12 protein-coding genes are annotated in these 11569 nt (G+C 71.9%); 9 read left to right on the top strand and 3 right to left on the bottom strand.

Annotated elements, in window-relative coordinates; all coding sequences use genetic code 11:
• Window positions 1-45: 45 nt before the first annotated feature.
• Complete coding sequence (locus CCS38_RS32820; RefSeq protein ID WP_223736980.1) at window positions 46-741, top strand: HAD family hydrolase; 696 nt, start codon at window positions 46-48, stop codon at window positions 739-741.
• A 49-nt stretch (window positions 742-790) separates the two neighbouring features.
• Here the strand turns inward: CCS38_RS32820 and CCS38_RS32825 are convergent, their stop codons facing one another.
• Entirely contained in the window at window positions 791-1504 is a 714-nt protein-coding gene (locus CCS38_RS32825; protein ID WP_223736970.1) for a TetR/AcrR family transcriptional regulator, read from the bottom strand.
• A 132-nt stretch (window positions 1505-1636) separates the two neighbouring features.
• On the opposite strand from CCS38_RS32825, the gene CCS38_RS32830 reads away from it, so the two are divergent.
• Genes CCS38_RS32830 through CCS38_RS32850 form a run of 5 tightly spaced genes read left to right on the top strand, consistent with a single transcriptional unit; the run spans window position 1637 to window position 8564 of the window.
• Window positions 1637-3448, top strand: coding sequence for a glycosyltransferase family 2 protein (locus tag CCS38_RS32830; RefSeq protein WP_223736981.1), 1812 nt, complete (start codon window positions 1637-1639; stop codon window positions 3446-3448).
• 22 nt (window positions 3449-3470) lie between these two features.
• Window positions 3471-4535: a UDP-glucose 4-epimerase GalE gene (galE, locus tag CCS38_RS32835; protein ID WP_223736971.1), complete on the top strand. Its 1065-nt coding sequence runs from the start codon at window positions 3471-3473 to the stop codon at window positions 4533-4535.
• Window positions 4532-5908 (top strand): UDP-glucose dehydrogenase family protein, encoded by a 1377-nt coding sequence (locus CCS38_RS32840; protein ID WP_223736972.1) that lies wholly within the window; start codon window positions 4532-4534, stop codon window positions 5906-5908. Before galE ends, CCS38_RS32840 begins: the two co-directional genes overlap by 4 nt.
• Entirely contained in the window at window positions 5905-6888 is a 984-nt protein-coding gene (locus CCS38_RS32845; protein WP_223736973.1) for a UDP-glucuronic acid decarboxylase family protein, read from the top strand. Before CCS38_RS32840 ends, CCS38_RS32845 begins: the two co-directional genes overlap by 4 nt.
• Complete coding sequence (locus CCS38_RS32850) at window positions 6885-8564, top strand: right-handed parallel beta-helix repeat-containing protein (protein ID WP_223736974.1); 1680 nt, start codon at window positions 6885-6887, stop codon at window positions 8562-8564. Before CCS38_RS32845 ends, CCS38_RS32850 begins: the two co-directional genes overlap by 4 nt.
• Before the next feature lie 31 nt (window positions 8565-8595).
• On the opposite strand, the gene CCS38_RS32855 is transcribed toward CCS38_RS32850, so the two are convergent.
• Window positions 8596-8832, bottom strand: coding sequence for a hypothetical protein (locus tag CCS38_RS32855; protein WP_223736975.1), 237 nt, complete (start codon window positions 8830-8832; stop codon window positions 8596-8598).
• Window positions 8833-8919: 87 nt separating this feature from the next.
• Complete coding sequence (locus tag CCS38_RS32860) at window positions 8920-9444, bottom strand: hypothetical protein (RefSeq protein ID WP_223736976.1); 525 nt, start codon at window positions 9442-9444, stop codon at window positions 8920-8922.
• A gap of 291 nt (window positions 9445-9735) precedes the next feature.
• On the opposite strand from CCS38_RS32860, the gene CCS38_RS32865 reads away from it, so the two are divergent.
• The 3 genes from CCS38_RS32865 to CCS38_RS32875 form a co-directional block, all read left to right on the top strand.
• On the top strand, window positions 9736-10608 hold the full coding sequence (locus tag CCS38_RS32865) for an MEDS domain-containing protein (protein WP_223736977.1): 873 nt from the start codon (window positions 9736-9738) through the stop codon (window positions 10606-10608).
• Window positions 10609-10749: 141 nt separating this feature from the next.
• Complete coding sequence (locus tag CCS38_RS32870; RefSeq protein WP_223736978.1) at window positions 10750-11352, top strand: sigma-70 family RNA polymerase sigma factor; 603 nt, start codon at window positions 10750-10752, stop codon at window positions 11350-11352.
• The coding region (locus CCS38_RS32875) for a hypothetical protein (protein ID WP_223736979.1) at window positions 11337-11569 on the top strand (233 nt) is incomplete at its 3' end. The genes CCS38_RS32870 and CCS38_RS32875, both read left to right, overlap by 16 nt.

Below are 11569 nucleotides of genomic sequence, written 5' to 3' on the forward strand. Positions count from 1 at the left end.
CGGATGCCCTTGGCCCGGACCGCCGTACAGGACAGGATGGTGACCATGGCGTACAAGGGCGTGCTCTTCGACTTCTCCGGGACGCTGCTGCGGATCGAGCCGGTCGCCACCTGGCTGCGCGCGGCGCTCGACGCGACCGGGGCCACCATGAACGAGGACGAGTTCGACCACGCGGTACGGGAGTTGGACCGTGCCGGCGCGCTGCCCGGCGGCTCCTCGCCCGAGCGGCTGCCCGCCGGCCTGGAGGAGCTGTGGCGGGTCCGGGACCGCACGGCCGAGCACCACCGCGAGCTGTACACCGCACTGGCCCGCCAAGTACCGCTCCCTGCCGAGGAGTTGTACGACGCGCTGTACGTCCGCCACAAGTCACCGGCCGCCTGGGCGCCGTACCCGGACGCCGCCGGGGTACTGGGCGCGCTGCGCGACCGCGGCGTGGCGACCGGCGTGGTGAGCAACATCGGCTGGGACCTGCGCCCGGTACTGCGCGCACACGGCCTGGACCCGCTGATCAGCACGTACGTCCTGTCCTTCGAGCACGGCATCCAGAAGCCGGACCCGCGGATCTTCGAACTGGCCTGCCGCGAGCTGGGACTTCCCCCGCAGGACGTCCTGATGGTCGGCGACGACCGGCGCGCGGACGGCGGCGCGCAGGCACTCGGCTGCGGCTACCTCCCCGTCGACCACCTCCCGGCCACCGACCGCCCGGACGGCCTCGGCCCGGTGCTCACCCTGGTCGACTGACGCGTACCGCACTTGGCGACTGACGCGGACCGCACGGCTTCCGCAGCACCTAGTCGAAGCGGTCGAGCAGTGCGTCGAGACCGGCGGCCAGCTGTTCCGGGCCGCCGCGTTCGGCGAGGGCGAGAGCGATCGCCCGCAGCCGGGGGAGTTCCTGGGCCGGCATACGGTGCAGGCCGAGCCGGAAGGCCGGATCCGGTTCGGCGGGCTCGTCGTCCATGGCCCGGAGCTCGACGATGAGGTACCCGAGCAGCCACGCCGTGAAAGCGCGGTGGACGGACACCGTGCGGCGGTCGTTCATGCCGGCGGCGTGCAGCAGCGACAGCACGCGCTCGTCGCTGCGCAGCACGGCCGGGGGCCGCCGGGCGAGCGGGGTGGACAGCAGGCGGGTGGCGAGCAGCGGCACCACATGGGGGTGCCGCAGCCCGACCCGGTAGGTGGTGAGCGCGATGCGGTGCAGCCCCCGCCGCCAGTCCGCCGCCTGCGCCCCGGCCGCTTCGGGATCCTCCCCCAGTACCTGCTCCAGCTCCCCGCAGAACGCCTCCACCAGCCCGTCCAGCAGATCGCTCTTGCTCGGCGCGTACCGGTACAGGGCCATCGCCTCCACGCCCAGTTCCGCGCCGAGCTTGCGCATGCTCAGGCCGGACAGCCCGTCGCGGTCGACCACCTCCAGCGCTGTGACCAGTACACGTTCCCTGGTCAGCCGCCCGTAGCGCCCCCGGTCGCCGGCGCGCCGGCCCTCGCCACCCTGCGTCTCGTTCTCCATGGCTGCCTCCAGGCCACCCCTTGACCTTAGGGAGTAATGGGCTCAAAGTCGTACATATACGACGTAAACATACGTCGTGAGTGTACAGGCTTTCTCACTCAGGAGCGTCCTCTCGTGACGCACAGTGATTCGATGCCGGCGGATGTCTCCCGGCTGGAGCGCCACCTCATGTCGATCTCGGACGGCAATGTCGCCCGGGTGACCACCGGCGGCCCGCTCTTCGGGCGTCCGTACCCGATGCGTACGGTCCGGCCGACGACTTTCGTGCCCGCCCTCCCCCGGCGTGACCGGGCGGCCGTCATCGCGCTCGCCGCGACCTGGGCGGCGGCCTTCACCTGGTTCTGGCTGTGGTGGCTGCAACCGGAGCACCGGGTCGGCTGGGCCGGGCTGATCGTCAACAGCGCCCTCCTGCTCTACTTCACCGCTCTGCCCAGCTACTTCCTGTGCATCGCCATCCGCATGCGCCGGGTCGATCCGGCCCTGCCGATCCCCCGGCTGCCGGTCGCCTTCGTCGTGACCCGCGCCCCGTCGGAGCCCTGGCCCACCGCCCGGCGGACGCTCGAAGCGATGCTGGCCCAGACGTTTCCGTACGCGTACGACGTGTGGCTCTGCGACGAGGACCCCACCGAAGAGATCGAGCACTGGTGCCGGCGACACGGCGTGCAGGTGTCCTGCCGGCGCGGCGTGACCCCGTACCACCGGGCCGACTGGCCGCGCCGGACCCGCTGTAAGGAAGGCAACCTCGCCTACTTCTACGACCACTGGGGCTACCGGCGGTACGCCGTCGTCGCACAACTCGACTGCGACCATGTGCCGGCCCCGGCCTATCTCGCCCGGATGGTCCGCCCGTTCGGCGACCCCGCCATCGGCTATGTCGCGGCGCCCAGCATGTGCGACGCCAACGACGCGGTCTCCTGGGCCGCCCGGGGGCGGTCCCACCGCGAGGCCGTCCTGCACGGCGCCTTCCAGCTCGGCCACAGCGACGGCCTCGCCCCCATGTGCATCGGTTCGCACTACGCCGTACGGACCCGGGCGCTGCGGGAGATCGGCGGCCTCGGCCCCGAACTCGCCGAGGACTTCTCGACCACCTTCCTGCTCAACTCGGCGGGCTGGCACGGTGCCTTCGCCATCGATGCCGAGGCGCACGGGGACGGACCGCTGTCCTTCGCCGACATGGCCACGCAGGAGTACCAGTGGTCCCGGAGCCTCACGACCATGCTGCTGGGGCTCGTGCCGCGCCACCTGGGCCGGCTGCCCGCCCTGCTGCGGATGCGCTTCGCCTACGCGCTGTCGTACTACCCGCTGCTCGGCCTGATGATGGTCGCCGGGCTCACGCTCCCGCCGGTCGCGGTGCTCACCGGCCTGCCCTGGATGAACGTCAACTACTTCGACTTCCTGCTCCATTTCTGGTGCATGCCCGTGTGGCTGCTGCTGACCTTGTATCTGATGCGCCGGTGGGGGCTGCTGCGCCCCCGTACCGCCCCGCTCATCAGCTGGGAGACCTGGCTGTTCTCGCTCGCCCGCTGGCCGTTCGTCATCTGGGGCGTCGGCGGCGCCGTCCGGCAGAAGCTGCGTCCCCGGCCGGTGACGTTCAAGGTCACCCCCAAGGACACCGGCGGGCCGCGGCCGCTGCTCGCCCGGCTGATCGTCCCGTTCGCCGCACTGTCCATGGCCCTTTCCGGGACAGCCTTGCTGGGCGAGCTGACCAGTCCCTCGGCCGGCTATGTCTTCCTCTGCATCCTCGCCGCCACGGCCTACGCCGCGGTCACCGTGGCCGTCCCCGTACTCCATGTCCGGGAAGCGGCCCGGGCGGCGGGCACGCGGTTCGTCTCCGCGCTGCCGACCGCCCGGCTGCCCCTGGCCCTCGGCCTGCTGACGACGCTGCCGCTCGCCACGGCCCTCACATTCTTCCCCGCCTACGCCCTCGCCGTCCTGAGCCGGTGAGCTCACCCGAAGGAACCGGGCCATGAGACAACCGAGAACGATCCTCCTCACCGGCGGAGCCGGCTTCATCGGCAGTCACACCTGCGTCGAACTGCTCCGCCACGGCTACGAACTGATCGTGGTCGACGACTTCTCCAACAGCACACCGCATGTCTTCGCCCGAGTGGAACGGATCGCCGGCCGCCGGATCGGGGCCGTCCACGACCTGGACATCCGGGACCGCCGCGCTCTCTCGGCCGTCTTCGCCCGCCACCCCGTCGACGCCGTCGTGCACTTCGCCGCCCGAAAGGCCGTGGGCGAGTCGACGCGGCTGCCCGTCGAGTACTACGACACCAACGTCGGCGGGACGACCGGCCTGCTGTGGGCGATGCAGGAGCACGGGGTGCACCGGCTGGTGTTCTCCTCGTCCTGCTCGATCTACGGTGACGCCGGGCGCGCGCCGCTCGACGAAGCCACCCCGGCCCGGCCCACGAACCCGTACGCGGCCTCCAAGTGGGCCTGCGAGCAGATCCTCGCCGACGTGTGCCGCCGCCGTCCGGAATTCACCGTGCTCTCGCTGCGGTACTTCAACCCGGTCGGCGCCCACCCGAGCGGACTGCTCGGCGAGGACCCCCGCGGGACTCCGGACAACCTGATGCCGTACGTGGCGCAGGTGGCCATCGGCCGACGCGACCGGCTCCGTGTGTTCGGCGCCGACTACGACACCCCGGACGGCACCGCGATCCGCGACTACCTCCACGTCATGGACACCGCCGAGGCACATCGCGTCGCGCTGGAGCACCTCGCCGACGGCCCCGGTATGCAGGTGTTCAACCTGGGTGTGGGCGCCGGCCGGTCGGTCCTCGACGTCATCGCCGCGTTCGAGGCCGCCTGCGGCAGCCCCATCCCCTACCAGGTCGTGGCCCGCCGCCCCGGCGATGTCACCGAACTCGTCGCCGACCCGACCGCGGTGGCACGCGCCTGGGGCTGGCGCGCCACCCGGGATCTTGCCGACATGTGCCAGGACGCCTGGCGATTCCAGCAGCACAACCCCCACGGCTACGCCGGCCGGGCACAGCCGCGGGCGTACCAAGGAGCAACACCATGAGAATGACCGTCATCGGCACCGGATACGTCGGAACGGTGCACGCCGCGTGCATGGCCGACATCGGCCACGAGGTCCTCGGCATCGACATCGACGCCGAACGGATCGCCGCCCTGTCCTCGGGCCGCGCGCCCATCCGCGAAGCGGGCCTGGACGAGCTGCTCGCCCGTGCCGTCGACTCCGGCCGGCTGCGCTTTTCCACCTCTCTCGCGGCAGGCGCCGCGTTCGCCGGGACGCACTTCGTGTGTGTCGGTACCCCGCAGCGCGCCGACGGTGAGGCCGCCGACCTGCGGTACGTCGACGCGGTCGTGGACGGCCTGGCGCCGCATCTGTGCCCGGGCAGCCTGATCGTGGGCAAGTCCACCGTGCCGGTCGGCACCGCGGCCCGGCTCGGCAGGCGGCTGGCCGCGACCGGCTCGGACGCCGAGATCGCCTGGAACCCCGAATTCCTGCGCGAGGGCTGCGCGGTCGGCGACACCATGCGCCCCGAGCGGCTCGTCGTGGGCGTCTCCTCCCGGCGCGCCGACGCCGTCCTTCGGGAGATCTACGGGCCCATGCTGCGGGCGGGCGTGCCGTTCTTCAGTACCGACCCGGCCACCGCCGAGCTGGTCAAGGTGGCGGCGAACTCCTTCCTCGCCACGAAGATTTCCTTCATCAACGCGATGGCGGAGGTGTGCGACGCCGCGGACGCCGACGCCGCGGTGCTCGCCCGGGCCATCGGCGCGGACACCCGGATCGGCGACCGCTTCCTGGAGCCGGGGCTCGGCTTCGGCGGCAGCTGCTTCCCCAAGGACATCCGGGCCTTCGCGGCCCGCGCGGAGGAGCTGGGCGCCGGCGAGGCGGTGGCGTTCCTGCACGAGGTGGACCGGATCAACACCCGGCAGCGGCGGCGCACCGTCGACCGGGCACGGCAGCTCCTCGGCGGATCGCTGACCGGGCGGCGGATCGCCGTCCTCGGTGCGGCCTTCAAGCCGGGCAGCGACGATGTGCGGGACTCGCCGGCGCTCGCCGTCGCGGCGGCCGTCCAGCGGCAAGGCGCGACCGTGCGCGTGCACGACCCGGCAGCCCTCGACAACGCGCGCGCCGTCCACCCCGACCTGACGTACGCGCCGTACATCCCCCTGGCCTGCGAGGACGCGGACCTGGTCCTGCATCTCACGCCCTGGCCCGAATACCGGAAGGTCGATCCCGCGGCGCTCGCCGCCGTGGTGCGCGACCCGCTCATCCTGGACGCCCGCAACAGCCTCGACGCGGAACCCTGGTCCTCGGCCGGCTGGACACTGCACGCGCTCGGCCGCCCGCGGTCCGGCCCGGCCGCGCCGGACGCGCCGGCACCCGCCGTCGCCCCGGCGCCATTCATGGAGGGCATCTCATGAAGGTCGTGGTGACCGGCGGTGGCGGATTCCTCGGCTCGCACCTGTGCGAAGCCCTGCTCCGCAGGGGAGACACGGTGTGGTGCCTGGACAACTTCTCCACCGGCAAGCCGGCGAACGTCGCCCATCTGATCGCGGACCCCCGCTTCCGGCTCGGCCGCGCCGACGTGACAGCCGCGTTCGACGTGCGCGGACGAGTGGACGCCGTGGCCCACCTCGCGAGCCCCGCCTCGCCTCCGGACTATCACCGGCTGCCGCTGGAGACCCTGTCCGTCGGCAGCCGGGGGACGGAGAACGCGCTGCGGCTGGCCCAGCGGCACGGCGCCCGCTTCGTCCTGGCCTCCACCAGCGAGGCGTACGGCGACCCCGTGGTCCACCCGCAGCCCGAGGACTACTGGGGCAACGTCAATCCGGTCGGCCCGCGCAGCGTGTACGACGAGGCCAAACGGTATGCGGAGGCGCTGTCGATGGCATACCGGCGCAGTCTCGGCGTGGACGTCGGGATCGTACGGATCTTCAACACCTACGGTCCGCGGATGCGGCCGCACGACGGCCGCGTGGTGTCCACCTTCGTCCGCCAGGCGCTGGCGGGCCACCCGCTGACCATTTACGGCGACGGCAGCCAGACCCGCAGCTTCTGCTACGTCGACGATCTCGTCCGCGGCATCGTGGCGATGCTGGACAGTGCCCTCAGCGGCCCGGTGAACCTGGGCAATCCCAGCGAGCGCACCGTCCGCCAGCTCGCGGAGCTCGTGCTCTCCCTCACCGGCTCGTCCTCCCGCATCGAGCACCGCCCGCTGCCGGTCGACGATCCGGCCCGCCGGTGCCCGGTGATCACCCGGGCTCGCGAGGAGCTCCGCTGGGCTCCGGTGATCCCCATCGAGGAGGGCCTGCGGCATACGGTCGCCTGGTTCGCCGGGCGTTGCCCGCCACCGCTGGACGGAGCGTCCCACCGGGCGCCCCAGGAGTCCGTGGAGGCATGAGTACGATGCGCCGGACAGCCGCGCACAGCGCCCCCGCACGCTACGCACCGGGCGCCCTCACCGCCGCGATCCTGGTGATCGCCGCCAGCGGCTGCTCCGGAACGCCGCACTACTCGCCGCCGCCGACGTCCCACACGTACTACGTCAGCCCGCGCGGTGACGACCGCGACAAGGGGTCGTCACCGGGCACGGCCTGGCGCACCCTCGCGCGGGCCGAACGCGTGGCACTCCACCCCGGCGACCGGCTGCTGCTCAAGGGCGGCGCCCGGTTCTCCGGGACCATCACCCTCAAACGCGGCGAAGCGGGGGACGCGAGCCGGCCCGTGGTGATCGGGTCGTACGGCCGGGGCCGGGCGACCATCAAGGCCACCGGCAGCCCCGCCGTCTCCGTGCACAACACCGCCGGGGTGGACATCCGCAACCTCACCCTCATCGGGAAGGGCACCGCCTACACCCGCGACACCGGCATCGACCTCTACAGCGACCTCCGAAACGGGAGGAAGCTGGACCATGTCACCGTCTCCGGCATCGATGTCTCCCGCTTCCAGGTGGGTATCGCGGTCGGCGGCGGGGCCGGCCGGACCGGCTTCAAGGACGTGACGATCCGCAAGGCACGGCTGCACGCCAACAAGGACGCCGGGCTGCTGACCTACGGCCCCACCTTCGACCCCCGTGACCCGGGCTACGCGCACCAGAACGTCGACATCACAGACGTCCGGGCGTACCGGAATCCCGGCGACCCCACGGCCAACGACCGCCACACCGGCAACGGCATCATCCTCGGCGGTGTACGCGACGCCACGGTGCGGCATTCCAGCGCCCACGACAACGGGAAGCGCGCGGGAGCCGAGGCGCCCGCAGGCCCGGCGGGCATCTGGGCCTACGACGCCACCGAAGTGCTGCTCGAACACAACACCGCCTACCGCAACCACACGGGATCCCGCGTCGACGGCTCCGGCTTCGGGCTGGACTCCAGCGTCTCGGACGCGACGATCCAGTACAACCTGTCGTTCCACAACGACGGCCCCGGCTTCTACGCCTACTCACGCCATGTGAACGGCGCCCACACCGACAACACGATCCGCTACAACATCAGTAACAACGACGGGCGCAAGCTGCCCAGCCACGGCGGTGTAGCCGTGCACGGCACGGACATCCGGAAGCTGGCGATCTACCAGAACACCGTGGTCATGACGGCCTCCCCGAACGGCATCGGCCCCGCGCTGCAACTGGAGCGCGGCGAGACGGGCGTGACCGTACGCAACAACCTCCTGGTCACCGACGGCTCCCCGCTGGTCGCCGCAGAGCCCGGCCTCGACCCCCGCGATGTCGTCCTGCAGGGCAACAACTACCGCGCCCCGCAAGGCAAGTGGAAGGTGAGCTGGGCGGGCCTCGCCTACTACGCCCTGCCCGACTGGCGCGCCGCGACCTCCCAGGAGACCGCCGGCGACCGCCCCACCGGCCTGACCGCCAGGCCCTGCTTCACCGGCGGCACACTGCCGGACGTCCGCTCCGCCGCCGACGCCCGGCTGCTCGTCCCCGACTGCGACGCCTTGCAGGGCAAGGGCCTGGACCTGCGCAAACGCTTCGACACCGCCCCGGGCAGTACCGACTACTTCGGCCGCACCGTCGGCACCCCGCCACCGATCGGGGCAGCCCGCCCTGCGGCGGACTGACCCTGCGGAACCACGGATGCGATCCGGGGAGCTACGAATGCGAGCCAGGGGGCGGCGGCTCGGCGGAGCCGTGGCGGCCCCGGTGACCCGGCAGCCCCCGGTGCCGCGGCAGGACCCGGTGGCCCTCCGAGGCCCGGTGCCAGTGCAGGCGGTGGCCGTGCGGGTGTGCCGCGATCCGGCCGGTCTGCTGATCGTTCAGGCGGTGGATCAGCAACGCCCCCAGGACGATCATCGCGAGGATGACGGCGATGGTGATACCGGTGTCCATGGCCGCCTCACCGCCTCTCTCTCACGGGAGTGATTTCAGCGTACTCCTGCTGTTCACCTGCTCCACCCGGCCGGCTCCCGCCGGCTCTCAGGGCCGCTTCACGTCCGTATGGATGGCCAGCTTGAACTGGGCGTGCGTGATCGGCACGGGCACCTTCGTGTCGCCGCTGCCGCGGGCGGAGATCTTCAGGCCGATCGGGGTGCCGGGGTGCACGAAGATCTGCCACATGTACGTCTTGTACTGGCCGCCGCCGGTCTTCCAGGTGTCCGTCGTGGCCGTGGAGTCATAGCCGCCGGCGCTGTTCAGCGGGTCGCGGACGAAGCGGGCGCGGTACTCGTTGGGACGCGAGTCGGCGGACCAGAAGACCATCGCGGAGAGCACGCCCCAGCCGTCGTGGCTGGGCCATATCAGTCCGGAGCGGGCGTCGGGGAAGGCCGAGGGGTTGCCGCCGCCGTTGGCCGGGTCGTGCATCCGCCACGGGTCGTAGCTCTCGTCCGACGCGCCGTAGGGGAAACGGACGAGGTGGTAGCCGTCGGAGTCGTAGGAGATCTTCTGCGTGCGTGCGCCGTGCCGCTTCGCGTCCCACAGCAGGGAACAGATGGTGACCGACACCTGGGCCTCCTTCGGAAAGCCGAGGGCGCGCGTTCCGTGCCGCGCGCCGGAGGGTGAACGTAAGGGGCTGGAGAGTCCCGGTCAATGCCGCGGGGCGGTGGACCAGAACTGACCACTCTCATTCGGGTTCAGCACCGGATCGTTCTGATGGAGGACCCGGGTAAGCGGTTTTCTTGCACAGTCGTGCAGTTGGTGCCCGACTCGGCGCGGAGCACATGCCGTCGTCTACGTTCTGCTGCGGTCGGCGTACGGCACAGTCCGGACGGTGGTGCGGTCGGGAGGCGGCGGACGATGGCCGGGGAGGCGATGCGGCGCGGCACGCTGCCCGTGCAGCGACTGCGGCCCGGGGACCACGCGTTCTGCCGGTACACGGAGCGGACCAGGTGGGACCTGGTGGCCGCGTACGCGTGGACGGGGCTGGCGCGCGGCGAGAAGGTCATCATCTGCGCACCGCCGCAGGCCGACCGCGACACGGTGCAAGAACGGCTGGAGGAACACGGCCCCTCGCTCGACCACGTCTGCGCCCGCGGCCAGTTGGTGATCACCGGCATGCGCATGCTGCTCCACCCCGACGGCCGCTTCACCCCCGCCCGCCTGCGGCAACGCATCCAGGAGGAGATCGCCGGGGCGCTCGCGAAGCGCTGTGCCGGGCTGCGCACGTACATCGACATGCGCTGGATCGCCGATCTCGGCGCGGACGTCGAGGAGGTGATGGCCCGCGAGGAGAGCGCGGCGCCGCTCTTCGCCGCCCGCTCCTACAGCGAGGTCTGCGCGTACGACACGAGCGTCTTCGAGCCCGCGGTGCTCGACGCCATGCACGCGGCCCATCCGCACGACCTGCTCGACGGGCCGGGTGCGCTGCGTGCGCTGCACGCGGCGGGCTCCGTCCGGCTGATCGGTGAGGCCGACATGGCCACCCGGATCGAGTGGACCTCGGCGCTGCGCGACGCGTTCAAGCGCTCGGCGCACGACGGCCATCTGGTCGTGGACCTCTCCCGGCTGCACTTCCTCAGCGTCGGCTGCGCCTCGGACCTGCTGAACCTCTCCACCGACGCGCACCGGCACGGCCGTATCGAAGTGCGCCTGGACCGCGGCAAGGCCACGCTGCTCATCGGCCTCGGGAGCCGGTACCTCAAGCACGTCGTCCTGGTCGAGGATTCCTGAATTTTTCCGGCTGGGCTTCAACGCCACCGTCCCGTGCCACGTATCCCTCTCGACGGTGATCACAGATGATCGGCTCTCGGCGTTGGAGGAGGACGGGCGCATGCGTGTGCGGTGGGCGGGACTTCCGGGGCGGAGCCGGTAGTGGGCGGGCTGCTCCGGCGCGTGCGCCGCCGCGGGACGGCCGACGCGCCCGGCGCGAAGCCACCGGTCGCGGACGCACCGGCCGAGGAGACGCTGGCCGGGGAGGCGGACGTACGGATCGCCTACCACCGGTACGGCGGCGAGCTGTACGGCTTCGCGCTCAACGCGCTGGGCGACCACCAGCTCGCCGAGGACGTGGTCCAGGAGACCTTCATCCGCGCCTGGCGCGCGGCCGACGGCTTCGACGCGGCCCGCGCGACGCTGCGCACCTGGCTCTTCGCCATCGCCCGCAACGCGGTGGTCGACGCCGTCCGCCGCCGGTCCGTGCGCGACCGCGCCGACCGCCGGGAGCAGCAGGAGCCGGAGCCGGTCCGCACCGACGTCTTCGACCACCTGCTCACCCGCATCGAGCTGGACGAGGCGCTGCTGCGGCTCTCCGACGAGCAGCGGCAGGCCGTCGTGGAGGTCTACTTCCTCGGCCGGACCTGCGCGGACCTCGCCGCCGAGCTCGGCATCCCGGCGGCCACCATGCGCAGCAGGCTGTATTACGGTGTCCGCGCGCTACGGAGCATCCTGGAGGAGAACGGATGGCTGGCCCCATGAGTGCCCTGTGCCAGGCGGTCCGTTCGCAGGCGACCGAACTCCTGCTGCTGGGACGCCCGCTGCCGGCGGCCCTGACCCGGCATCTGGCGGGGTGCGAGGAGTGCGCGGCCGAGTGCGAAGGCGTGCGCCGGGTGGTGCGGACGTTCGAACGTGCGGAGGGTGCTCCGTCGCGGCTGCCCGCGCCCGCGCTCCTCCCGCTCCCCACGGCTGCACCGGC

The sequence above is a fragment of the Streptomyces purpurogeneiscleroticus genome (genome assembly GCF_020024005.1).
Lineage (GTDB): Bacteria > Actinomycetota > Actinomycetes > Streptomycetales > Streptomycetaceae > Streptomyces > Streptomyces purpurogeneiscleroticus.